This is a genomic window from Stutzerimonas marianensis (assembly GCF_022810315.1).
Classification (GTDB): Bacteria; Pseudomonadota; Gammaproteobacteria; order Pseudomonadales; family Pseudomonadaceae; genus Stutzerimonas; species Stutzerimonas marianensis.
This window is the reverse complement of sequence record NZ_JALGRD010000005.1, coordinates 13,444-37,181: the sequence shown is the minus strand read 5'-3', so window position 1 is coordinate 37,181 and position 23,738 is coordinate 13,444. Positions and strand designations below refer to the sequence as shown.

General features: G+C 63.7%; 24 protein-coding genes and 1 pseudogene. 10 read left to right on the top strand and 15 right to left on the bottom strand.

Features of this window, described 5'->3' with window-relative positions; translation table 11 throughout:
* Positions 1–152 precede the first annotated feature (152 nt).
* A complete protein-coding gene (locus MST27_RS09885; RefSeq protein ID WP_243605797.1) occupies positions 153–1,448 on the top strand; it encodes an NCS2 family permease in 1,296 nt (431 codons plus the stop codon).
* A 121-nt stretch (positions 1,449–1,569) separates the two neighbouring features.
* Positions 1,570–2,658 carry a tRNA (uridine(54)-C5)-methyltransferase TrmA gene (trmA, locus tag MST27_RS09880; RefSeq protein WP_243605796.1) on the top strand — a complete coding sequence of 363 codons (1,089 nt, stop codon included), beginning with the start codon at positions 1,570–1,572 and terminating at the stop codon, positions 2,656–2,658.
* 19 nt (positions 2,659–2,677) lie between these two features.
* Here trmA and MST27_RS09875 read toward each other — a convergent pair.
* Positions 2,678–3,103: pseudogene (locus MST27_RS09875) on the bottom strand (molybdopterin molybdenumtransferase MoeA); the annotation flags it as partial.
* Between the two features lie 23 nt (positions 3,104–3,126).
* The gene (locus tag MST27_RS09870) at positions 3,127–3,675 is read right to left on the bottom strand and encodes a DUF4345 family protein (RefSeq protein WP_243605795.1); all 549 of its coding nucleotides are present in this window, start codon (positions 3,673–3,675) and stop codon (positions 3,127–3,129) included.
* A 165-nt stretch (positions 3,676–3,840) separates the two neighbouring features.
* Between MST27_RS09870 and MST27_RS09865 the strand changes: the two genes are divergently transcribed.
* Both MST27_RS09865 and ypfJ read left to right on the top strand, forming a co-directional pair.
* Positions 3,841–4,275, top strand: coding sequence for a DUF411 domain-containing protein (locus MST27_RS09865; RefSeq protein ID WP_243605794.1), 435 nt, complete (start codon positions 3,841–3,843; stop codon positions 4,273–4,275).
* A 93-nt stretch (positions 4,276–4,368) separates the two neighbouring features.
* Positions 4,369–5,226 carry a KPN_02809 family neutral zinc metallopeptidase gene (gene ypfJ / locus MST27_RS09860; protein WP_243605793.1) on the top strand — a complete coding sequence of 286 codons (858 nt, stop codon included), beginning with the start codon at positions 4,369–4,371 and terminating at the stop codon, positions 5,224–5,226.
* Here ypfJ and MST27_RS09855 read toward each other — a convergent pair.
* A complete protein-coding gene (locus MST27_RS09855; RefSeq protein WP_243605792.1) occupies positions 5,223–5,567 on the bottom strand; it encodes a hypothetical protein in 345 nt (114 codons plus the stop codon). The two genes, ypfJ and MST27_RS09855, sit on opposite strands and share 4 nt — an antisense overlap.
* Before the next feature lie 108 nt (positions 5,568–5,675).
* Here MST27_RS09855 and MST27_RS09850 point away from each other — a divergent pair, with 108 nt between their 5' ends.
* The 4 genes from MST27_RS09850 (at position 5,676) to MST27_RS09835 (ending at position 8,813) form a co-directional block, all read left to right on the top strand.
* Positions 5,676–6,251, top strand: a complete 576-nt coding sequence (locus MST27_RS09850) for a DUF2796 domain-containing protein (RefSeq protein ID WP_243605791.1) — start codon at positions 5,676–5,678, stop codon at positions 6,249–6,251.
* A 65-nt stretch (positions 6,252–6,316) separates the two neighbouring features.
* Positions 6,317–7,024: an ABC transporter ATP-binding protein gene (locus MST27_RS09845; RefSeq protein ID WP_243605790.1), complete on the top strand. Its 708-nt coding sequence runs from the start codon at positions 6,317–6,319 to the stop codon at positions 7,022–7,024.
* A gap of 2 nt (positions 7,025–7,026) precedes the next feature.
* Positions 7,027–8,292 carry an ABC transporter permease gene (locus MST27_RS09840; RefSeq protein ID WP_243605789.1) on the top strand — a complete coding sequence of 422 codons (1,266 nt, stop codon included), beginning with the start codon at positions 7,027–7,029 and terminating at the stop codon, positions 8,290–8,292.
* 8 nt (positions 8,293–8,300) lie between these two features.
* The gene (locus MST27_RS09835; protein ID WP_243605788.1) at positions 8,301–8,813 is read left to right on the top strand and encodes a DUF3299 domain-containing protein; all 513 of its coding nucleotides are present in this window, start codon (positions 8,301–8,303) and stop codon (positions 8,811–8,813) included.
* 81 nt (positions 8,814–8,894) lie between these two features.
* On the opposite strand, the gene MST27_RS09830 is transcribed toward MST27_RS09835, so the two are convergent.
* From MST27_RS09830 to MST27_RS09805, 6 genes are read right to left on the bottom strand one after another with little or no spacing between them, the layout of a single operon-like run.
* Entirely contained in the window at positions 8,895–9,986 is a 1,092-nt protein-coding gene (locus tag MST27_RS09830; protein WP_243605787.1) for a tetratricopeptide repeat protein, read from the bottom strand.
* The gene (locus tag MST27_RS09825; RefSeq protein WP_243605786.1) at positions 9,986–10,693 is read right to left on the bottom strand and encodes an energy transducer TonB; all 708 of its coding nucleotides are present in this window, start codon (positions 10,691–10,693) and stop codon (positions 9,986–9,988) included. Before MST27_RS09825 ends, MST27_RS09830 begins: the two co-directional genes overlap by 1 nt.
* Positions 10,693–11,106 (bottom strand): ExbD/TolR family protein, encoded by a 414-nt coding sequence (locus MST27_RS09820; RefSeq protein ID WP_243605785.1) that lies wholly within the window; start codon positions 11,104–11,106, stop codon positions 10,693–10,695. Before MST27_RS09820 ends, MST27_RS09825 begins: the two co-directional genes overlap by 1 nt.
* Positions 11,107–11,116: 10 nt before the next feature.
* Positions 11,117–11,662, bottom strand: coding sequence for a MotA/TolQ/ExbB proton channel family protein (locus tag MST27_RS09815; RefSeq protein WP_243605784.1), 546 nt, complete (start codon positions 11,660–11,662; stop codon positions 11,117–11,119).
* Positions 11,655–13,001 carry a MotA/TolQ/ExbB proton channel family protein gene (locus MST27_RS09810; RefSeq protein WP_243605783.1) on the bottom strand — a complete coding sequence of 449 codons (1,347 nt, stop codon included), beginning with the start codon at positions 12,999–13,001 and terminating at the stop codon, positions 11,655–11,657. The genes MST27_RS09815 and MST27_RS09810 overlap by 8 nt, the downstream gene beginning before the upstream one ends.
* On the bottom strand, positions 12,998–13,768 hold the full coding sequence (locus MST27_RS09805) for a DUF3450 domain-containing protein (protein WP_243605782.1): 771 nt from the start codon (positions 13,766–13,768) through the stop codon (positions 12,998–13,000). The genes MST27_RS09810 and MST27_RS09805 overlap by 4 nt, the downstream gene beginning before the upstream one ends.
* 274 nt (positions 13,769–14,042) lie before the next feature.
* On the opposite strand from MST27_RS09805, the gene MST27_RS09800 reads away from it, so the two are divergent.
* Positions 14,043–14,729, top strand: a complete 687-nt coding sequence (locus MST27_RS09800) for an OmpW/AlkL family protein (protein ID WP_243605781.1) — start codon at positions 14,043–14,045, stop codon at positions 14,727–14,729.
* 110 nt (positions 14,730–14,839) lie between these two features.
* On the opposite strand, the gene MST27_RS09795 is transcribed toward MST27_RS09800, so the two are convergent.
* From MST27_RS09795 to MST27_RS09780, 4 genes are all read right to left on the bottom strand, one after another.
* Positions 14,840–15,769, bottom strand: coding sequence for an NAD-dependent epimerase/dehydratase family protein (locus MST27_RS09795; RefSeq protein ID WP_243605780.1), 930 nt, complete (start codon positions 15,767–15,769; stop codon positions 14,840–14,842).
* Entirely contained in the window at positions 15,762–16,646 is an 885-nt protein-coding gene (locus MST27_RS09790; protein ID WP_243605779.1) for a sugar nucleotide-binding protein, read from the bottom strand. Before MST27_RS09790 ends, MST27_RS09795 begins: the two co-directional genes overlap by 8 nt.
* Before the next feature lie 10 nt (positions 16,647–16,656).
* Positions 16,657–17,142 carry a single-stranded DNA-binding protein gene (locus MST27_RS09785; RefSeq protein ID WP_243605778.1) on the bottom strand — a complete coding sequence of 162 codons (486 nt, stop codon included), beginning with the start codon at positions 17,140–17,142 and terminating at the stop codon, positions 16,657–16,659.
* A 156-nt stretch (positions 17,143–17,298) separates the two neighbouring features.
* On the bottom strand, positions 17,299–18,666 hold the full coding sequence (locus tag MST27_RS09780; protein WP_243605777.1) for an MFS transporter: 1,368 nt from the start codon (positions 18,664–18,666) through the stop codon (positions 17,299–17,301).
* A 131-nt stretch (positions 18,667–18,797) separates the two neighbouring features.
* Between MST27_RS09780 and uvrA the strand changes: the two genes are divergently transcribed.
* Positions 18,798–21,635 (top strand): excinuclease ABC subunit UvrA, encoded by a 2,838-nt coding sequence (gene uvrA, locus MST27_RS09775; protein ID WP_243605776.1) that lies wholly within the window; start codon positions 18,798–18,800, stop codon positions 21,633–21,635.
* A 52-nt stretch (positions 21,636–21,687) separates the two neighbouring features.
* Here uvrA and MST27_RS09770 read toward each other — a convergent pair whose 3' ends face one another.
* Complete coding sequence (locus MST27_RS09770; RefSeq protein WP_243605775.1) at positions 21,688–23,145, bottom strand: catalase; 1,458 nt, start codon at positions 23,143–23,145, stop codon at positions 21,688–21,690.
* Positions 23,146–23,307: 162 nt separating this feature from the next.
* The gene (gene rplQ / locus MST27_RS09765; RefSeq protein ID WP_019339959.1) at positions 23,308–23,694 is read right to left on the bottom strand and encodes a 50S ribosomal protein L17; all 387 of its coding nucleotides are present in this window, start codon (positions 23,692–23,694) and stop codon (positions 23,308–23,310) included.
* Between the last annotated feature and the right edge of the window lie 44 nt (positions 23,695–23,738).

Genomic DNA, 23,738 nt, shown 5'->3' with positions numbered 1-23,738 from the left:
AACCGGCCGGTCAGCACCATGGAAATTCAACCCGAGGCGAGCCCGGTGTAACATGCGCGGCTTTTGCGGTCGACGCCCTCATGGGCTTTGCTGTAGCGAGCCAGAGGCAGCAACACCGCACCGCCAACGACCGGCACACGAGAGGATTGACCATGCTGGAGAAGCTGTTCCAACTCAAGGCGCACCACACCACGCTGCGCACCGAGATCCTCGCCGGTCTCACCACCTTTCTGACGATGGCCTACATCCTCTTCGTCAACCCGAGCATTCTTGCCGAGACGGGCATGGATCACGGCGCGGTGTTCGTCGCAACGTGCCTGGCCGCCGCCATTGGCTCGGCCGTCATGGGCCTGGTCGCCAACTACCCCATCGCGCTGGCGCCGGGCATGGGGCTGAACGCCTTCTTCACCTACACCGTGGTGCTGACCATGGGCTACACCTGGCAGACGGCGCTGGGTGCGGTGTTCCTCTCGGGCGCGATCTTCTTCCTGTTGTCGATCTTCAAGATCCGCGAATGGATCATCCACAGCATTCCGCTGGCCCTGCGCTCGGGTATTGCCGCGGGGATTGGTTTGTTCCTGGCGATCATCGCGCTGAAAAATGCCGGCATCGTCGTCGACAACCCGGCGACGCTGGTCGGGCTCGGCGACCTGACCACCGGCGGCCCGCTGCTGGCCTGCCTGGGCTTCTTCGTCATCGCCGCGCTGGCTTATCGCAAGGTCACCGGCGCAGTGATGATCGGCATCCTGTTGGTCACCGGCTTGTCGATCCTGCTGGGGCTTTCGGAACTGGGCGCAGTCGTCTCGATGCCACCGTCGCTGATGCCGACCCTGCTGCAGCTGGATATCGCCGGCGCCCTGGACATCGGCCTGATCAGCGTGATCTTCGCCTTTCTTTTCGTCGACCTGTTCGATACCTCCGGCACCCTAATCGGCGTCGCCCAGAAGGCCGACCTGCTGGACAAGGACGGCAAGATGCCGCGCCTGGGCCGCGCCCTGCTCGCCGACAGCACGGCCACCATGGCCGGCGCTGCGCTGGGTACTTCGACCACCACCAGCTACATCGAATCGGCGGCGGGCATCAGCGCCGGTGGCCGCACCGGCCTGACCGCTTGCGTGGTCGCGCTGCTGTTCCTGCTGAGCCTGTTCTTCGCCCCGCTGGCCGGCGCCGTGCCGGCCTATGCCACGGCACCGGCGCTGCTATTCGTCGCGGTGCTGATGATGAGCAGCCTGGCCGGCATCGACTGGGATGACCTCACCGTCGCCGCGCCGGTGGCCATCGCCGCACTGGCCATGCCGCTGACCTTCTCCATTGCCAACGGCATCGCCTTCGGCTTCATCGCCTGGACCGCCATCAAACTGCTGGCCGGCCGCTGGCGCGAGCTCAGCCCGGCAATGTGGGTGCTCTCAGCGCTGTTCGTGGTCAAGCTGGGCTGGTTTACCGGCTGAGATTTTCGTAAAGGTGGATGGCGCTTTTTCATCCACCTTTCACACGGCGACGGTGGATGGATGAAGCGCCAGCTGCGCGCCCCGATCCCCCTACGATTTACCTACCTTTCCAAGAGTCTTCATGAGCGCTCCGCAATTCGATCCCACCACCTACGCCGCCCAACTCGCCGAGAAAGCCGCCCGGCTGGAGGAGCTGCTGGCACCGTTCGATGCTCCGGCAGCGGAGGTCTTCGACTCGCCCCGCGAACATTACCGCCTCCGCACCGAGTTTCGCCTGTGGCGCGAGGATGGCCAGCGCCACTACGCGATGTTCGAGCAGGGCGACAAGCACAAGGCGATCCTGATCGACGAGTTCCCCATCGCCAGCCGCCGCATCAACGAGCTGATGCCGCAACTGAAGGCCGCCTGGCAGGCGTCGGAAGTGCTCAGCTTCAAGCTGTTCCAGGTGGAATTTCTCACCACCCTGGCTGGCGATGCGCTGATCACCCTCGCCTACCATCGTCCGCTGGACGAGGCCTGGCAGGCCGAAGCCGAGCAGCTCGCCGCAGACCTCGGCGTCAGCCTGGTCGGCCGTTCCAAAGGCAAGCGCATCGTCATCGGTCGCGATTACGTTGAAGAAGCGCTGGTCGTCGCCGGACGGACATTCCGCTATCGCCAACCGGAGGGCGCCTTCACCCAGCCCAACGGCGAGGTCTGCCAGAAGATGCTGAACTGGGCCTTCGAGGCGCTCGGCGAGCGCGACGACGACCTGCTCGAACTCTACTGCGGCAACGGCAACTTCACCCTGCCGCTGGCCACCCGCGTGCGCCGCGTGCTGGCCACCGAGATCAGCAAGGCCTCGGTCAACGCCGCGCTGGCCAACATCGAAGACAACGGCATCGACAACATCGAGCTGGTGCGCCTCTCCGCCGAAGAACTGACCCAGGCGCTGAACGAGGTGCGCCCGTTCCGTCGCCTGGCCCACATCGACCTGAAGCGCTACGACTTCGGCAGCGTCTTCGTCGACCCGCCGCGCGCTGGCATGGACCCGGACACCTGCGAACTGACCCGTCGCTTCGAGCGCATCCTCTACATCTCCTGCAATCCGCAGACCCTGGCGCAGAACATCGCCCAGCTCGCCGACACCCATCGCATCGAGCGCTGCGCGCTGTTCGACCAGTTCCCCTACACACGCCACATGGAAGCAGGGGTGATGCTGGTTCGCCGCTGAGACGCACCTGGTCGATCGCTCAAGCCAGCAGCTCGTTGAACGGCAGGTAGCCTACCGTTTCGCCCTCATCCAAGGTGCGATTGCGTTCGACGAGTGCCAGACCCTCAGCCCAGCACGCCGAGGCCAACATGGCGAACACTGCCCCGGGTGCAGGCAGACACGCAGCTCGCCCGTCCGCTGCTCCAGGCGCGTGCGCAGGTACTGGGGTCGGCCATTGGTCTTGCGCCAGGCGAACACCGCCGGCAGCGGGATAGGCGTCGGCAAGACCTCACGACGCCCCCTGGGCACGCAGCAGGAAGGGGCGCGCGACGACCAGCGCGGCTGCCGGGTTGCCAGGCAGCCCAATCCAGGGCTTGTCACCCGCCTCGCCGGAGGCCAGCGGCTTGCCCGGCTGGATCGCCAGGCGCCACAGCTGCAGCTCGCCCAATTCGCGAATCGCCTGCCTGAAGAGCAGTTGGCCGAAGGCGACTAAGGGTTCGCGTCGCCCCGGCGAAAGGGCTGCGGCGTGCGCTCGGCTGTCACGCCGGAATCAAGCGACGGCGGCAGCTCACCGACCTGAAATGGCTTTGGTGGCTCGGTGGCCAAACGCCGCGTCGCCGGCTCGATGCGCTCGGGTTCAGGCTCGGCTTCGGTGTTCGGACGCAACCTAAGCAAGGCGATGCCGGCAAGCGCGGCCGCGACCAGGCGATAGACAAGCGAGCCCAGGTCGAAACCGATCAGTTCGCCGCCGTCGAGCCACAGCGAGCCGAGCCGTCCACCGACCAGGGCAAGCATGATGATCACCAGCATGACCAGTGCTGCGCGGGCATACTCCGGGACGCGCAGGGCCCACAGCAAGAACAGCCCAAGGCCCAGCTGCAAGCCGCCGTAGTAGACGCGCATATGGCTGACCGAGGCGTTTTCCATCAGCAGCATGCCGTTCAGATTGGCCATTTCGTATGGCCGCAGCCAATAGGCGATGCTGAAACCCAGCATGAGTAGCGCCTGGGCGATCAGAACGAAACGGGCGAATCGCATCGAAAACACTCCTGATGACGGCTGCGCAGCACGACCGTCATCGGACCGACGCGCAGCCCGTTGGTTCGCACACCGCCCGTCAGCCCTCGGCCCTGCCCGGCACCGCACGCTTGGGGATGCAGCGGCCCGGCGTTAAGCTTCACGGCATCCGTTGGAGGACCCAGCATGCGCCGTCTGTTACTCGTCACCACTCTCTTCGCCAGCCTGGCCCAGGCCGCCGAGCCCATCGCCATCGACGTGCACCGCGACGCGAATTGTGGCTGTTGCACCTCGTGGATCAAGCATCTGGAAGCCAACGGCTTCGTTGTCACCGATCATGTCGAATCCGACATGGCCTCGGTCAAGCAGCGCCTTGGTGTCCCCCACCGACTGGGCTCGTGCCACACGGGTGTCATCGACGGCAAGTTCGTCGAGGGACATGTACCCGCCGCGGATATCCTCAGGCTTCGCGCCCAACCGGACCTCATTGGCGCCGCGGTGCCCGGCATGCCCGTGGGTTCGCCGGGCATGGAGATGGGCGATCGGCAGGACGCTTACCAAGTCATCGGCCTGGACAAGGATGGTGGCGAGCAGGTGCTGGCGGATTACCCGGCCGACTGACGTCAGGGGCTCCAGGAAAAAACCGTCGGCGCTGAATTTGCCGGCTGCCAGGCGGGTCTGAGCAAAGGATCGTTCAGGCAGAAGGGCTGAAACATGCGCTGGAAAAGGGCTCGTCGCAGCGACAACGTGGTGGACGCCAGGGGTCGCGGAGGGATCGGAGGAGGCAAGCTGAGCCTGGCGGGCGTGGCGATCGTGGTGGTGATCGGGCTGCTCTCCGGGGAGGATCCGCTGCAGATCCTCGGGCAACTGGCCAGCCAGAGCAGTGCCCCAACCACGCAACAGAGCGATACCCCGAGGCGCGGCGACGACCCGCAGGTCGACTTCGTCCAGGCCATTCTCGGAGACACCGAAGACACCTGGCGGGCCCTGTTCGAGCAAGGCGGCGAGCGGTATCGCGATCCCACGCTCGTGCTGTTTCGTGGCGGCGTGAATTCCGCCTGCGGTTTCGCCAATGCCGCGGTGGGGCCGTTCTATTGCCCGGGCGATCAGCGGGTATATCTGGATCTGCAGTTCTTCGATGAGATGAGCGCGCGCTTCCAGGCCTCCGGCGATTTTGCCCAGGCCTATGTCATCGCCCATGAGGTCGGCCATCATGTGCAAACGCTGCTGGGCGTCTCGCAGCAGATGCAGGCGGCGCGTCAGCGTGGCGAGCAGATGGAGGGCGACAACGGCCTGCTGGTTCGCCAGGAATTGCAAGCGGACTGTCTGGCGGGCGTCTGGGCACACCATGCTCAGCAGCGCCACGACTGGCTCGAGGAAGGAGACCTGGAGGAGGCGCTGAACGCAGCCAATGCCATCGGCGATGACAACCTGCAGCGCCAGACCCAGGGCCGCGTCGTTCCGGACGCCTTTACCCATGGCACCTCGGCGCAACGGGTCCGCTGGTTTCGCACCGGGTTCGACAGCGGTGAGCCCGGCCGCTGTGACACCTTCCAGGCCAGCCGGCTCTAATCCGCCTGACTCGTCTCGTCCACCCATTGATAAATAGGCGCATCGCCGTGGCTGTGCACCTTCACCTGCGCGGCATGTCGCAAGCGGACCAGCAACCGCTTGCCGACCTGCGCGCTACCGCCCAGAGCCTGGAGCTCGGCCAGCAATTGCGGCCCGTCCATCTGCCCCGCCTCGCGCAGCACCCGCTGTGCCCCGGCCCACAATGGGTCGGCATCCGCCTGGGTCGCCGCGACCGGGGGAGCCGCGGGTAATTGCCGGACCAGCCGTGCCCAGTCCTGATCATCCAGCTCGACGGCCAGATCTACTGGCCAGTCACCAATTCGCCCGCGTATACGGATCATCTTCGCGCTCCAGAAGCAACACGTCGCATCGTCCCACGCCTGCAACGGGCTGGCCAGCCGCTCGCCGCATTTGTTATAACGTAACCCTCATTGCACTGGAGCCCGCTCATGCGCCCGTTTCTGATCGCCCTGCCCTTCGTTCTTCTGTCGAACCTGACCCTCGCGGCCGAACACAGCCACGATCACGACCATGATCATCACGATGAACACGGTAGCCTGGGTGCTCACGAGCACGGCGTCGCCGAGCTGGACGCGGCACTGGACGGGTCGACGCTCGAGCTCGAGCTGCGCACGCCCGCGATGAACCTGGTCGGATTCGAGCATGCCCCGAGCAGCGATGCCGACAGACGCAAGCTCGCCGATGCTCGCGCCCACCTCGAGCGGCCCGATGCGCTGTTCGGATTGCCCGCTGGCGCTGGCTGCACGCTGGCGGATACGGATCTCGAAAGCCCGCTCTTCGAGCAAGACACTGCGCACGATCACGACGCCGAGCACGGCGACCACAGCGATATCCATGCAGCCTACCGCTACGACTGCACCGCCCCGGATGCATTGCAAGCTCTTGACCTGAGCGGCCTGTTCAAGACCTTTCCAGGGACCGAAAAAATACAGGCGCAACTGATCGGCCCCAACGGCCAACGCGGCGTGCAATTGAACAAGGGTAATGCCCGCGCATCCTTCTAACCCTCGGCTGCCCGGGTACACGCCGAGGCAGTACACTGGCGCCCCCTGACGATAGATGGCTTTCGATGACACCTGCGCTTCTCGAACTCCAGGACCTCGGCTTTTCCTGGCCGGGCCAGCCGGAACTGCTGGATATCCCCAGCTTCCGGCTGGAGGCCGATCAGAGTCTCTTTCTCAAGGGCCCTTCGGGTAGCGGCAAGACCACACTGCTCGGGCTCATCGGCGGTGTGCAGAAGGCCAAGCGCGGGCAGGTCCGGCTGCTCGGGACGGATCTGGGCGCGCTGCCCGCCGGCGCCCGCGATCGCTTTCGGGTCGACCACACCGGCTACATCTTCCAGCAATTCAACCTGCTGCCTTTTCTGTCAGTGGCGGAAAACGTCCATCTGCCGTGCCACTTCTCTGCGTTACGTTCCAACCGGGCCAAGGCACGCCATGGAAGTGTCGAACAAGCCGCCGCGCACCTGCTCATGCACCTCGGGCTGTCCGCGGAGCTGCTTGAGCGACGCGCCGATTCGCTGTCGATCGGCCAGCAGCAACGGGTGGCCGCCGCGCGCGCACTGATCGGCCAGCCCGAGCTGGTCATCGCCGACGAACCCACCTCCGCACTCGATACGGACAGCCGCAAGGCGTTCATCCAGCTGCTGTTCGACGAATGCCGGGCGGCCGGGGCGAGCCTGCTGTTCGTCAGCCACGACCAGAGCCTGGCCCCGCTGTTCGACCGCCACCTGTCGCTTGCCGAACTCAACCGAGCCGCCCGGCCAGCGGAGATCTGACCATGCCCCTGCTGCGTATCGCCCTGGCGAGTCTGAATAATCGTCGCTTCACCGCCCTGCTCACGGTGTTCGCCATCGCCCTATCGGTGTGCTTACTGCTCGCTGTCGAGCGCGTGCGGACCGAGGCACGCGCCAGCTTCGCCAGCACCATCAGCGGTACCGACCTCATCGTCGGCGCACGCTCCGGCTCGATCAACCTGCTGCTTTATTCAGTGTTTCGCATTGGCAACGCGACCAACAACATCCGTTGGGACAGCTTCGAGCACTTCGCCAATCACCCGCGGGTGAGCTGGGCGATTCCGATCTCACTGGGCGATTCGCACCGCGGCTATCGCGTCATGGGGACCAGCAGCGCCTATTTCGAACATTACCGCTACGGCCGCAAACAGTCGTTGGAACTGGCCGAAGGCCAGGTCTTCGGCGCTGACCCCTTCGACGTGGTGCTCGGCGCCGAAGTCGCCGAAGCGCTTGGCTATGCGCTAGGCGACGAGCTGGTGCTGGCGCACGGGGTCGCCACCGTCAGCCTGGTCCAGCATGATGACAAGCCCTTCCGCGTCGTCGGCATCCTCAAACGTACCGGCACGCCGGTGGACCGGACCCTGCACATCAACCTCGCCGGCATGGAGGCCCTGCACATCGACTGGCAGAACGGCATGCCCGCTCGCGGGGCGGCACGAATCGATGCCGAGCATGCCCGTCAGATGGACCTGCAGCCCAAGCAGATCACCGCCTTCATGCTGGGATTGAACAGCAAGATCGCCACCTTCACGCTGCAACGCGAAATCAATGGCCATCGAGGCGAGCCACTGCTGGCCATCCTTCCGGGCGTGGCGTTACAGGAACTCTGGAGCCTGATGGGAACGGCGGAAAAGGCGCTGTTCGTGGTCTCGCTGTTCGTCGTGCTGACGGGCCTGATCGGCATGCTCACAGCCATCCTCACCAGCCTCAACGAGCGCCGTCGCGAAATGGCTATCCTGCGCTCGGTTGGCGCCAGGCCTTGGCATATCGCCAGCCTCCTCGTTCTGGAAGCTTTCGCGCTGGCGCTGGCCGGGGCGTTGCTGGGGCTGATGCTGCTGTATCTGTCCCTGGTCCTGGCGCAAGGGCCGGTGCAAGCCCACTATGGCCTGTATCTGCCACTGGCCTGGCCAAGCCTCTACGAATGGTCGCTGCTGGGCGCTATCCTGCTGGCTGGCCTGCTGATGGGTGCCGTGCCTGCCTGGCGAGCGTATCGCCAATCGCTGGCCGACGGCCTGTCGATCCGACTATGAGGTACTCCATGTCACGCCTGCTCCCCGCTGCGCTGCTCGCCCTGCTCGTACCCTTCGCATCGGCCGAGGTGCGCGAGCTGCAGTGGTCCGATCTGATACCCGCCGATGCTCCGCCGCCGCCCCCACCCGTGGCCATGCACGACATGTCTCAGCTGGCCGATGCACTGGCGGCCGAAGCGGGGCCTGCTGCCGCCCAACAGTCACCCGCCGAGCCGGTGGTCGAAGCGCTCGACGGTCAGCAGGTGAAACTGCCGGGGTATATCGTGCCGCTGGACATGACCGAGGATGGGCGCGTCACCGAGTTCCTGCTGGTGCCCTACTTCGGCGCCTGCATTCATGTGCCACCGCCGCCTTCGAACCAGATCGTGCATGCCACCAGCGAGCTGGGCGTGAAAATGGATGCGCTCTACCAACCCTTCTGGATCGAAGGCCCCCTCAGGGTCGAGCACGCCAGCAGCGAGCTTGCCGAGGCCGGTTATCGCATGGCCGCGCAGAAGATCTATCTGTACGAACTGGAATAGCGCGTTTCATGAAAACAGCTGGAGCCATGGCGAGCATGCCCAGCGCTTGAAGCACGCGCCAGGCATTGCACCCTGCCTGCTTCAGCGAACGCTGGCGACCTGGCGCTCGCGCTCGAAGTTCAGCTCACCTTCAGCCCACTCGCGCCAGGCGCGTACCTTGCGGCGCTCGGCCCCGGCGCGCTCGGCCTGGCGTAACGCATCGAGACCGGCCTGCCAACGCGACTGCTCCAGCTCCAGCTGCGCGACGTTGAGCCAGAACTTGGCCGAGCCTGATTGCGCAGCCAGCTCGCGGTAAATCCGTGAAGCCGCCTGACGATCGCGCGCCTGCCACCAGAGCAACCCCAGCCGCTCCTGCCGCGTCGCCGAGATCGGCAGGAGCTTGGCCTCGAGCATGCCTTGCAAGAGTCTGGCGCCCTGCCAGGGCTGGCCTGCTGCTCCCGCGAGCAAGACAAGGTTATCCAGTTCGGATTCGCTGAAGCTCAACCCTTTGGTGTGGGCGGCGCGCAGGGTGGCGAGCGCCTTGTCTTCATCGCCCGCCAGCTGCTGCAGCCCGGCGAGCTGACGCCAGCGCTTGGCATCGTTGGGCGCTCGGGTCAGCAGCCGACGCTGCCAACGCTCGGCGGCGTCATAACGCTTGAGCTCGGCATTCGCTCCCACCAGAAACTGCAACCAGGTGTCGCTGGCGTTGGGGTTGGCCTGCACGTAGCGCTCCGCCAGTGGCAGTGCCTTCGCGTGCTGCCCAAGCCCCTGATAGGCCTGAACGAGCATTTGGAGAACCTCTTCGCTGGGCTTTTGCTGTGCACCCAACAGACTGACAACCTTCGTGTAGCGGCGCTCGGCAAGGTTCAGTTTGGCGAGGTTCAGACGTTCATTGGGCAGCATGGTGTCGTCGAGCTTGCCACTGTCGACCGCCTTTTCGAGCAGCTCCAGCGCCTGCCGGTTGTTGCCTTCGGCCCAGGCCAGGTATGCACGGCTGCGCCACAACAAGGCTTCCTCCAGGCTGCCGGCCTTCGCCTCGGCCTGGGTCAGCGCCTGGCGCGCCACGCTGTGGTCACCCTTGTCCTGGGCGGACCGGGCGCGCTCGAGTGCCTTGAATACGGCCGGATCGATGCTCTGCGCCGCCTGCGCAGAGGCGATGAACGATAAAAAAGCCAACAGCAGTAAAGGTCGCATCAGCGTTCTCCTTGCAGTCGGAAGTGAAGGGTCTTGACGGCTTCCCGCGATACCGCTGCGCCATTTTCAGTGCGCGGGGCGAAGCGCCAGCGCGCCGCGGCGCGGCGCGCCTCACGATCGAATACGTTCGGCGGCGAAGCTTCCATGACGCGGATGTTTTCCACCCTGCCGGCCGGCGTGATGGTGAACGCCAGCTTGATGTGGCCCTCGATGCCGCGCTGCCGCGCCCGGTAGGGGTATTCCGGGCGAACATCGTTCAACGGCATCACTTCCTGCTCCGGCCCGCCTGAACGCCCGGCTTCGGCCGCCGCGGGAGCCGGAGCCGGTGGCGCGGCAGCCGGCTCTGCGGCGGCGAGGCCGGACAGGCTCGGAGCCGGGGCGCTCGCCACCGCCATGCCGGTATCGATGTTCGGTACCGGCAAGTCGAGCTTGGGCAGGTTGGCATTCGGCGTAGCCATGTCGGGCGTCGGCGGGGTCGGCGGTTGCGGTGTTTTCGGCTGAGGCGGTTGAGGCGCCTGCTGCCGGGAGCGCGTGGCCGTGCTTTCGCTGCGCGTGTCCATGCGCACGAAGTTGGCAATCGCGATGGGATCCTCGACGACGTCGTTGCGCGGCGGACTGACCATGCTCAGCATGAGCACGAACAGCAGCACCGCGACCACGCAGGCGCCGATGAAGGACAGCCCGACACGGGTCAGTCCGCTCACCATCACTGCACTCCCGAACTGGCGGCGAGCGCCACGTCCTGCACGCCGGCCTGGCGCGCCTGATCCATTACCTGCACGACCAGACCGGTGCGGGCGTCCTGATCGGCCTGCACGACCACGGCGCCTTCCGGCTGATCGACGCGCAGCCGCTCGACATGGGCGCGGACGCTGCGTACGTCGACGGCCTGCTTGTCGATCCAGACCTGTCCGTCCGCGGTCACCGCGATAAGGATGTTGCCCTTGTCCTGGGCACTGGCGGTTTCCGCCTGCGGGCGCTGGACTTCGACACCCGACTCCTTGATGAAGGAGCTGGTGACGATAAAGAAGATCAGCATGATGAAGACCACGTCGAGCATCGGCGTCAGATCAATGCCGGTGTCTTCTTCCTGCTGATAGTGGTGGCGACGCATACGCATCCAGTAATCCTCAATCGTGACGCAGCTGGTCAGCCAGCCGGTCGAGCGCCTGCCGCGAGAGTCGTTCGAGACGCGCCAGGCTAAACAGTCCAGTAATCGCCAGCACCATCCCGGCCATGGTCGGCAGGGTGGCCTGCCACACGCCAGCGGCCATGCCGCGCGGGTTGCCGGTGCCATTGAGCGCCAGCACGTCGAAAACCGCGATCATGCCGCTGACGGTGCCGAGCAGCCCCAGCAGCGGATACATCGCCACCAGTGTCTTGCTCATGCGCAGCGGCCCGGCGAGCTGCTGCTGGGCCTGGGCCAGCCACGCGCTGCGCACGGCGCGCTGCCAGCTGCCCGGCTCCGAATCGAGACGGGCCCAGGCCTGCCGACGCGTCTCGACCCAGCGCGGGAAAACGCGGCGCATGTACCAGATCCGCTCGAACACGAGCGTCCAATAGAGCACGCACAACGCGGCCAGCGCCCACATGACCGCACCGCCCGCCGCCATGAAATCGAGCAGCGCATAGGCGCCGTCGACCAGGCTCAGCCAGCGCAGATGCAGATCAGTCACGGCGTGGCGTCCCCGATAGGTGAAGGGCGATCAGGCCGGCGCTCTGCTGTTCGAGCAGCTGGATCAGCGACTTGCTGCGGCTGGCGAGCAGGCTATGCAGGAACAGCAGCGGAATGGCCACCACCAGGCCCAGCACCGTGGTCACGAGGGCCTGGGAAATACCGTCGGCCATCAACCGCGAATCGCCACCGCCGCTCTGGGTGATCGCCTGGAAGGTGACGATCATCCCGGTGACGGTACCGAGCAGCCCAAGGAGGGGCGCAACGGCACTGAGCAGTTTGAGCAGCGGCTGGCCGCGTTCGAGGGGCGGGGTTTCCTGAAGGATCGCCTCGTCGAGCTTCAGCTCCAGCGTTTCCAGATCCGCCAGTTGCGGCTTGGGCCCCAGCACACCGATAACGCGGCCCAGGGGATTGTCATCCCGCGGCGAGCTCAGCTCCGCCATCTGCCGACCAACGGCACGGCCGACGCCGGACAGGTAGACCATACGCCAGAGGGCGATCAGCAAACCGACCACGCCCAACGCGATGATCACCCAGCCAACCAGACCGCCCTGCTGAACACGGTCCCAGAGCTGCGGCTGACGCTGCAATTGCGCCAGCAGCGAGCCGCGGCTGGGGTCGATCGGCAGGGTCGCCAACGCATCGTTGCTGCTCAGGTAGTCGTTGACCTGGCCGATACCGGAAGGCTGTCGCGCAGGCGCCAGCAGCTCGCCGGCATCGCTGTCATAGCGCAGGAAGGCGTCATCGGTGTAGGCGGCGAAGCCTCCGACACGCAGCACCTGTTCGGTGCCGCGCTGACCGTCGGCATGCACTACCGGCAATTCGACCTGTTCGATTCGCCCGCTTGCGGCAAGATCTTCGAGCAACGTCATCCAGAAGCTGTCGAGATCCTCGGCCGAGGGCAAGGCACGACTTTCAGCCAGCGCACGCAGCCGCTCCAGGCGATCCGGGTACTGCACGTTAAGCAGACTGTCCTGCCACTGCCCGGCGATGTCGCCCGCACTCTGGCGCACGACGCCGAACAGTTCGCCAAGATGGCCCACGCGCTGAGCCAGAAGCTTCTCTTGCTCGGCGAGCTCGGCTTCCTGACGATCGAATTCGGCCTTGAGGCGCTCGGCCTCGGCCTTCTGTGCCTCGAGCGCGGCCGTCGCTGTTGCCAACAGCTGTGCCTGTTCGCCACGGTTCTGTATGAATTGTTGTTCACGCGCCTGCATGGCCTCGACCTCCGCCGCGCGCTCGCTGCGGATGCGCTGCAACAGCTGGTCAGGGCTCAGCGGCTCGGCAGCCATGGCGAAAACCGGCAGGCAGCCGATCAGCAACGATGTCAGCAGGCGGGTCATTGCGCAGCCTCCTTGGCCAGGGTCTTCACAGGGAGTTCGAGCCAGCCCGGTGCCTGCTGCTGTCGAGCAATCGCGATCGCCTTGGTGAGCGGCCGGCGCGCACTGCCGTCGAGCACTTCCCAGGCTTTCGCCTGCGGGTTCCACCAGCCGCTCTCATGCGCGTCCAGGGTCTGGTAATAGAGCATCGTGCGTCCGAGGCGGAGGAACTCGACGCTGCGGCTACCGCCTTCGGTCGGCAGTTCACCGCGCCAGGCTTCCAATGTGCGGCCGTAGTCGCTTTCGATCTGATAAGCCTCCAGGATACGGCGGTATTTCTCCGCCAGGCTGACGTCCGCACGCCCCTGCATGTCTTGCAGGCTCGCCAGACGGTCGGCCCGCTCTTCCGGCAGGAACGGCAGATCGGCGGCAATGAATTCTTCGAGCACCTCGATCATCCGTCCCATCTGGGGAGCGACCGCTTGCTGGGTCCGCTCGATGCTATCGAGCTGGCGCTGGAAGCCGTCGAGCTCCTTGCGCTGCGCGTCGGTGAGTTCGGTCAATTGAGCGTTGTAGGCCTTCAGCGCTTCGGCCTGCTGCACGGCATTGCGGTAGTCGTTGAGCATTTGCCGGGTCGTGTCGTCGAGCTGCTCGATGCGCGCCTGGGAAGCCTGGGCTTCAGCGGCCAGCCGCTGGCTTTCGTTCAACGCATCATCCAGGGGAGCGGCCTGCAGAGGCAGGCATAACGACAAGAGAACGCCTGGCAGCAAGCGAGTCGGGTGCAGATTCATGCGGAGTGGACCCTCAGTTCACAGCAGCTTTAGAGCGTTATGTTATAACACTTTCAAGACGGCAACGCAGCCATCCGAGTGAGCGTCATTGACAGTCTCGCCGCAGCGGATTCAGAAAGAGAAACATTATCATCTGCAAGCAGAGGACAACGCAACCTGCTCAAACGTGCCGCGCGGCCGCCGCTGCGTTTATTGAGCTGGATCAAAATGGTCCTGATGCAGGCCTCTACCATGGGCGCCATCGCAACACACCCTGTCTCGATGGAGTTCCAATATGCGCAAGACCCTGTTTACCGCGTCCGTGCTGGCCATGGCGCTCACTGCCCCCTTCGCCCAGGCCCATCAGGCAGGTGATGTCATCGTTCGTGCGGGTGCGGTAACCGTAGATCCGCGAGAAGACAGCAGCGATATCTACGTTGGCGCGTTGTCGACCAGCGTCCCGGGAACCAAGGCGACATTGGACAGCGACACCCAGCTGGGCCTCAACTTCGCCTACATGTTGACGGACAAGGTCGGTATCGAACTGCTCGCCGCAACGCCATTCAGCCACGACGTCGGTGTCGCCGGCATGCCAGGCGGCTTTTCTGGGCTGAACGGCAAACTGGGCGAGCTCAAGCACCTGCCGCCAACCCTTAGCGTTGTGTATTACCCCCTGGACAGCAAATCGGCGTTCCAACCTTACGTGGGCGCCGGCATCAACTACACCTGGTTCTTCGATGACAAGCTGACCAGCGAGGCCGAGAACAAGGGCTTCAGCGGTTTGAACATGAAGGACTCATGGGGCTTGGCCGCCCAGATCGGCATGGATTACATGCTGACCGACAACATGATGGTCAACGCGCAGGTGCGCTACATCGACATCGACACCACCGGCACCACCAGCTATGGCGGAGCCAAGGTCAAGGTCGACGTGGATGTCGACCCGATGGTCTACATGGTAGGTCTGGGCTACAAGTTCTGAGCCCCTGCGCCAGGCCTCGATCCTTCGCTTATGCGACAAACCCCGCCAAGTGGCGGGGTTTGTTATTTGAGCGGGCGCGATCAGAAGCCTGTGAATTGCTCAGCAGAACGTCAACGCTCCAGCAAGCGGGCAAGCCCCTCACGCATCCCGGTCACGGGGTTCGGCAAGCGGTAACGTTGCAACAGCCGCGCATTGTCGGCACGCGAATGCCGGATATCCCCGCTGCGGGCTGCCTGGTAGCTGACCGGAGGCAGCTCACCCACCACATCGCCGATCGCCGCCAGCAACTGATTCAGGCTGGTCGCGCGATTGAGACCCACATTGATTGCGCCAACATCGATCTCTTCCTGCTTGAGCGCCTGCCCCAGCAGTTCGACCAGATCGCCCACGTAAAGAAAATCCCGAGTCTGCTCGCCATCGCCGAACACGGTGATCGGCTGCCGCTTCAACGCCCGCTCGGTAAAGATGCTGATCACACCCGAGTAGGGTGAAGACGGGTCCTGCCTTGGCCCGTAGATATTGAAAAAGCGGAACACCACCGGCTCCAGCCCGTGCTGGCGACGATAGAAATCCAGGTAATGCTCGCTCGCGAGCTTGTCTGCCGCGTAGGGCGTCAGCGGCGCCTTGGGCGTCTCTTCGTCGATGGCTTCACCGTCCCCGTTATTTCCATATACCGCTGCGCTGGACGCAAACACCACACGCCGAATCCCGGCCTCGCGCATCGCCTCGCAGATATTCAAGGTGCCAACGAGATTGCTCTGATGCGTACCGACCGGATCCTCGACCGAGGCCTGCACGGACGCCACCGCGGCCAGGTGGACCACCGCCTGGCAGCCCTGTACGGCGCGGCGCACCAATTGCACATCGGCGACATCACCCTTGATGAACTCGACACGCGGATGGCTGGGAAGGTTGGCCTGCTTGCCCGTCGACAGGTTGTCCAGAATGCGCACGCTGTGGCCGTGGGCGAGCAAAAGGTCTACGAGATTGGAGCCGATAAAACCGGCGCCGCCGGTAACCAGAACGGGAGATTTATCCATGGCGGTAGTAACGCTCCAGCAGGGTGGGAAGCCCCGCACGCCAGGCGCGCGGTTTGATGCCAAAGGTGTTGAATATCTTTTTGCATGCCAGGACGCCGTGCTGTGGCTCGTCCGCCGCGTCGGGGCAGTCGGCGTGGGCGATGGGCGTCAGCGTCTCGACACGAAGCCGTCGGTGATGCGCAGCTTCGGCCATCAAGGCCTGCCCGACGACCAGAGGCGTCGAGGCCTCGTGCCCCCCGTAGTGGTAGGTTCCCCAGAGTGGCGCCTGACAATCGAGCTGTTTGAGGACGGCGAGCATTACCCGCGCCGCATCGTCCACCGGCGTTGGGTTACCGCGTCGATCGTCGGCGAGGCTCAAGCTTTCGCACGTCTCGAGCCGATGCAGAAAACGACCGAGCAGGCCATCCTTGCTGTCGTCGAGCAACCAGCCAAACCGCAGCAAGACGTGCTTCGGGCATAGCGTCCGAACACTTTGCTCGGTTCGCCACAAGGCCCTGCTCCGAGCGTCCAGCGGAGCAACCTCGTCCTTTTCGCTGTAGGCGGTGGTGCGAGCACCATCGAAGACGCGATAGCTGGAAGGCTGCAGCAGGGCGAACTGGTGATGCTGGCAGAGCTCGGCAAGGCGCTCGACTGCTCGCTCTTGCCGCGACAGCAAGGCCTCGTCGACCTGCCCGCTCTGGAACCAGTCGTAGTAGTAGGCCAGGTTGATGACGACGTCGGGTCGATTGACGTCGAGCAACTCTGTAAGGCTGGGCGCGTCCCAGCCTTCTGCAGGCGGACGCGGCGCGAGGAAGCCAATGTCCTCCTCGGCACCCAGGCGGATGAGCGCCTGCCCTAGGGCATTACCGCCGCCCAACAGCATCAGGCGCATTCGCATCGAAGGCTCTCTAGAAGGGGATATCGTCGTCGAAGCTGTCGTAATCCGGTGCGGGTTGCTGCGCCGGTTGCGGCTGCGGACGCGATTGCTGAGGCTGCGCCTCTCGTTGCGGGCGTGGCTGTGACTGACGTGGCGAGTCGTCGGAGCTGCCACCGCGACCACCCAGCAGTTGCATGGTCCCGCCCATATCCACCACTACCTCGGTGGTGTAGCGCTTGACGCCGTCCTTTTCCCACTCGCGCGTTTGCAGACGACCTTCGATGTAGCACTGCGAGCCTTTGCGCAGATACTCGCCCGCAATTTCGGCGACCTTGCCGAACAACACGACGCGATGCCACTCGGTGCGTTCCTGCAGCTGCCCGGTCTGCTTGTCTTTCCAGCTATCGGTGGTGGCCAGCGTAATGTTGGTCACCGCATTGCCATTGGGCATGTAGCGGGTTTCCGGATCGCCGCCGACATTGCCGATCAAGATGACTTTATTCACCCCTCTGGCCATGGGTAACTCCTTTCTGAAACACGAATTTAAGTTGGCTCACTGGAGCGAATCCCGCATACGGGAAAAGCCAATGACCGCGAATCTTACCTCAGGCAGACCAAGCCGGCCAAGGCGACCGCTCGAGGAGGCGCCAGGCGTGACGCCTCGCACAGCATGTCAGGCCACCAATCTGTCCAACGCCTCGCGATCCAGGATCTGCATGTCCACTTTCAGGTATGCGACAGCCTCATCGCCGATGATGAGCGCGTCCGAGACCCCCGGCACAGCGAGCATGTCCTCGGCCAGTTGTGGATTACCCAACGCCAACTCGGACAGTGGCAACCGCAAGCCTGTCACGTAAGGCGGTTCCTGCATCCGCCAGGTCACGAGCAGCCACAACGCGCAAAGCACAGCGCAGCCCCCGAAGACCAGCCCCAGCCCGCCGGTCTGGAACAGCCAGCCGCCTAAGATGCCGCCCGCGCCTGCGCCAAGGAACTGGCTAGTCGAGTAGACGCCCATCGCCGTCCCCTTCCCACCAGCGGGCGCGACCTTGCTGATCAGCGAGGGCAGCGACGCCTCAAGGAGGTTGAACGCGGTAAAGAACAGGATCATCCCCACGACGAGCGACCACAGGCGATCGCCCAGCCCCAGGAAGAACAACTCGACGCACAACAACGCAGCCACCGCGCCCAGCACGACGCGCCGCATTTGCCGCTTCTTTTCGCCATAGATGATGAACGGCACCATGCCGAAAAAGCCGACGACCAGCGCCGTCAGGTACACCCACCAGTGCTGCTCGCGCGCCAGGCCCGCCTCGCTCACCAGGGCCAAGGGAAGTGCAACGAAGCTGGCCATGAGAATGGCATGCAGGGCCAGGATGCTGAAATCCAGACGCAACAGATCGGGATGGCGAAGCGTGGGCCAAAGCGCCTGCCCCGCCACGCCAGACTCTCGGTGATGAATATGACGGTGCGCCCGCGGCAGCGTTGCTACGACGCCGATGCCGGCCAGGGCCATAGCCGCCGTGACCCAGAACAGTCCGGAGAGCCCGAACGCACGGGTCAATAGCGGCCCGACGACCATGGCAACCGCGAACGATACGCCGATGCTCATGCCAATCAAGGCCATCGCCTTGGTTCTGTGCTGCTCTCGAGTGAGGTCAGACAGCAGCGCCATCACCGCTGCCGAAATCGCACCGGCGCCTTGCAGAACACGCCCTGCGATCACGCCCCAGATGGAGTCGGCAGACGCGGCCAATGCGGCGCCGGCAGCAAAAATCACGAGGCCAAAATAGATCACCGGCAGACGGCCGATACGGTCCGACAGCATTCCGAAGGGAATTTGCAGCACCGCCTGGGTCAAACCATAGGCACCGATCGCGAGACCGATCAGTGCCGGCGTCGCCCCCTGCAGGTCCGTGCCGTAAGTCGCCAGCACCGGCAGGACCATGAACATGCCTAGCATGCGGAACGCGAAAACCAGGGCCAGACCGGACGCAGCACGGGTTTCGCTCGCGTTCATGCGCTCGCTGTATGGATCCTGCATGTGGGGTCTCGCTTGAATGAACCGGCGGCGATTCTAGCAGCCATCCCCTGCTCGGCACAGGCGCTCGCTTTTGCCGCACAGTCGCACCGGCCGTATAATTTCGGGTTTCCCGCCCGCCACGCGAGGCTGCTTTGGACAAGATTCTGATTCGTGGGGCTCGGACCCACAACTTGAAGAACATCGACCTGACCCTGCCGCGCGACAAACTGATCGTGATCACCGGCCTGTCAGGCTCCGGCAAATCGTCGCTGGCCTTCGACACGCTCTATGCGGAAGGTCAACGCCGCTATGTCGAATCCCTGTCGGCCTATGCTCGGCAGTTCCTCTCGATGATGGAAAAGCCCGACGTGGATACCATCGAAGGGCTCTCTCCAGCGATTTCGATCGAACAGAAGTCGACCTCGCATAACCCCCGCTCTACCGTTGGCACCATTACCGAGATCTACGACTACCTGCGCCTGCTCTATGCGCGCGTCGGCACACCCCGCTGCCCTGACCACGATGCACCGCTGGAGGCGCAGACCGTCAGTCAGATGGTCGACCAGGTCCTTGCGCTCGAGGAAGGCCGCAAACTCATGCTGCTCGCGCCGGTGATTCGCGAGCGCAAAGGCGAACATCTGGCCGTATTCGACGAGCTTCGCGCGCAGGGATTTGTTCGTGCGCGTATCAACGGGCGCCTGCATGAACTGGACGAACTGCCCAAGCTTGATAAGCAGAAAAAGCATTCGATCGATGTGGTGGTGGACCGATTCAAGGTGCGCGACGACCTGCAACAGCGGCTCGCCGAATCTTTCGAGACCGCGCTCAAGCTCGCCGATGGCCTTGCGCTGATCGCCCCGATGGACGAGGACGATAACAGTGAAGAGATGATCTTTTCGGCTCGCTTTGCCTGCCCGGTGTGCGGCCATTCGATCAGCGAGCTCGAACCCAAGCTCTTCTCGTTCAACAATCCGGCCGGCGCCTGCCCGACCTGTGACGGGCTTGGGGTCAAACAGTTCTTCGACGCCAAACGTCTGGTCAATGGCGAGCTCACGCTGGCCGAAGGCGCCATCCGCGGCTGGGATCGGCGCAACGTCTACTATTTTCAGATGCTCGGGTCGCTGGCAACACATTACGGGTTCAGCCTCGATGCGCCCTTTGACTCACTCAGCGCCGACCACCAGAAGGTCATTCTTCGCGGCAGCGGGCGCGAGAATGTCGAGTTCCGCTATCTGAACGACCGCGGTGATATCGTCAAACGCTCCCACCCGTTCGAAGGCATCGTCCCGAACCTCGAGCGCCGCTATCGCGAAACGGAGTCGAATACGGTTCGCGAAGAGCTTGCCAAGTACCTGAGCACCCAGCCCTGCCCCGAATGTCGCGGCACACGCCTGCGTCGAGAAGCGCGCCATGTCTGGGTGGGCGACAAGACGCTGCCCGCGGTGACAGCACTGCCTATAGGTGATGCGACCGACTATTTCGGCGGACTGGCGCTTACGGGCCGCCGCGGCGAAATCGCCGACAAGATTCTCAAGGAGATTCGTGAGCGGCTGCAGTTCCTGGTCAACGTGGGTCTCGACTACCTGACCCTTGACCGCAGCGCGGACACCCTCTCCGGAGGCGAAGCTCAGCGTATTCGCCTGGCCAGCCAGATCGGTGCGGGTCTGGTTGGGGTCATGTACATCCTTGACGAGCCCTCCATCGGCCTGCACCAGCGCGACAACGAGCGTCTGCTGGGGACCCTGCGACACCTGCGTGACATCGGCAATACGGTGATCGTGGTCGAACACGACGAAGACGCCATTCGCCTGGCCGATTACGTAGTCGATATCGGGCCGGGAGCAGGCGTCCATGGCGGACAGATCGTCGCCGAAGGCACGCCGGACGAAGTGATGGGCAACCCGGCGTCGCTGACGGGCGGGTACCTATCCGGGCGGGTCAAGATCCTCTACCCCGCCCAGCGCACCCCGCGTGATAAAGACCGCCTCTTGAAGCTAAAAGGCGCCCGGGGCAACAACCTGCGTAACGTCGACCTGGAAATCCCGGTCGGCTTGCTGACCTGTATCACCGGGGTTTCCGGGTCCGGCAAGTCGACGCTGATCAACAACACGCTCTTTCCAATCACCGCGACCGCGCTCAATGGCGCCACCACGCTGGAAGTCGCCCCGCATGACAGCTTCGATGGGTTGCAGCACCTGGACAAAGTCGTCGACATCGACCAGAGCCCGATTGGACGCACGCCACGCTCGAACCCAGCGACCTACACCGGACTGTTCACGCCCATTCGGGAGCTCTTCGCGGGTGTCCCCGAAGCCCGCTCTCGGGGTTATGGTCCCGGCCGTTTCTCGTTCAACGTAAAAGGTGGCCGATGCGAAGCCTGTCAGGGCGACGGGGTGATCAAGGTCGAAATGCATTTCCTGCCTGATATCTACGTACCCTGCGACGTGTGCAAGGGCAAGCGCTACAACCGCGAAACCCTGGAGGTCAAATACAAGGGCAAGAGCATCACGGAAGTACTCGACATGACGATCGAAGAGGCCCGCGAGTTCTTCGATCCGGTACCAGCGGTCGCCCGCAAATTGCAAACGCTGATGGACGTCGGACTGTCGTACATCAAGCTGGGGCAAAGCGCGACAACGCTCTCCGGCGGCGAGGCGCAGCGGGTCAAGCTGTCGCGCGAACTGTCCAAGCGCGATACCGGCAAGACGCTGTACATCCTCGACGAGCCGACGACGGGGTTGCACTTCGCCGACATTCAGCAGTTGCTGGACGTGCTGCATCGCCTACGCGATCACGGTAATACTGTCGTGGTAATCGAACACAACCTGGATGTAATCAAAACGGCCGACTGGCTTGTCGACCTTGGCCCGGAAGGGGGTTCGAAAGGCGGGCAAATCATCGCGACCGGCACGCCAGAGGATGTCGCCGCGATTAATCACTCTCACACCGGCCACTTTCTGAAACCGCTGCTGGAAAGGGACCGCGCCTGACCGCTAAGCGAAAGCCGGGCCCCTCCTCGGAGCCCGGCTCGCGGCCACTGGGTCAGGCGACTTCGCTGGCGTCTATGCCGAGTCCCTTGGCAACACCGGCGCCATAAGCCGGATCGGCTTTGAAGAAGTGCCCCAGCTGGCGCAACTGCACCGGTCGGCTTACCGACTTCATCGCACCCACGACATTGTTGATCAGCAGTGTCTGCTGCTCGGCGTTCATCAGGCGGAAGAGCGCACCCGCATAGCTGTAGTAATCTTCGTCCATGCGGTGGTCGTAGCGGTCCGCGGCGCCGCTCAGCATCAGGCCTGGCTCCGCGTAGCGCGGCGCCTGCTTCGGCGCGTCGGAATAGCTGTTCGGTTCGTAGTTCGGCGCCGAGCCACCATTACCATCGAAGCGCATGGCCCCATCACGCTGATAGTTCTGATAGGGGCAGCGCGGCGCGTTGACGGGTAGTTGCTGATGGTTGGTTCCGACACGATACCGATGAGCATCAGCGTAGGCGAACACCCGCCCCTGCAGCATCCGATCCGGTGACAAGCCGATACCGGGCACTACATTGCTCGGCGCGAAGGCAGCCTGCTCCACCTCGGCAAAATAGTTGCTCGGATTACGGTTCAGCTCGAGCACCCCTACTTCGAACAACGGAAACTCCTTTTGCGACCAGGTCTTGGTCACGTCGAAGGGGTTCTCAGCGCGGCGCGCCGCCTGCGCTTCACTCATGACCTGTATGCACATCCGCCAGCTAGGGTACTCGGCACGCTCGATAGCCTCGAACAGGTCTCGCTGCGCGTAGTCCGGATCAGTGCCCGCCAAGCGCGCAGCGTCCACCGGGGAGAGATTCTTGATGCCCTGCATGCTCTTAAAGTGAAACTTCACCCACGAGCGCTCCCCCTCCGCATTGATCATGCTGAACGTATGGCTGCCGAAGCCGTGCATGAACCGGTAGCCGTCCGGGATGCCCCGGTCGGAAAACAGGATGGTGATTTGATGCAGAGCCTCGGGGGACAGGGACCAGAAGTCCCACATCATCTGTGGGCTTTTCAGGTTGGTCCAAGGGTCGCGCTTCTGGGTATGGATGAAATCAGGAAACTTCAGCGGGTCGCGAATGAAAAAGACCGGCGTGTTGTTACCGACAATGTCCCAGTTACCTTCTTCGGTATAGAACTTGACTGCAAAGCCACGCGGATCGCGTTCCGTATCGGCCGAACCTCGCTCACCACCGACCGTGGAAAAGCGCAGGAACAAAGGTGTCTGCTTGCCAACCGTGTCGAACAACCTGGCGCTGGTGTATCGGGTGACATCCGCAGTGACAGTGAAAGTGCCATATGCTCCGGAGCCCTTCGCGTGCACGCGCCGCTCCGGAATGACCTCGCGATTGAAGTGCGCCAGCTTTTCTACCAGATGAAAATCATCGAGCAGCAGCGGACCGCGAATGCCAGCTGAGCGGGAATTCTGGTTGTCAGCGACGGGGGAACCGGATGCGGTGGTAAGAATCTGGGTATCGCTCATGACGCTCTCCTTGAAGGCCAGTAGATCGGCTTGGGAAGAACGATAAGCGAAACGGCGAACGAGCTCTAATTTATTGAAGCGAGACCGCTAATAGTCTAAGACTAACGCAACAACCATAAAAAAGCCGGACAGTCGTCCGGCCTTCTTATTGGCTAAGAGCGCTTATTCAGCGGCCTCTACCTCACCGGTAACCGGACGGTCAACCAGCTCGACGTAAGCCATGGGCGCGTTGTCGCCAGCGCGGAAACCGCACTTGAGGATCCGCAGGTAACCACCCTGACGGGTAGCGTAGCGCGGGCCCAGATCGTTAAAGAGCTTGCCAACGATGGCTTTCGAACGAGTGCGGTCGAACGCCAGACGACGATTGGCGACGCTGTCTTCCTTGGCCAGGGTGATCAGCGGCTCGGCAACGCGGCGCAGTTCCTTGGCTTTCGGGAGGGTAGTTTTGATCAGCTCGTGCTCGAACAGCGACACAGCCATGTTCTGGAACATGGCCTTGCGGTGTGCGCTTGTGCGGCTCAGGTGACGGCCACTTTTACGATGACGCATGATTGATATTCCTTACCAAACGATCAGTTCGGTGACTACGGACG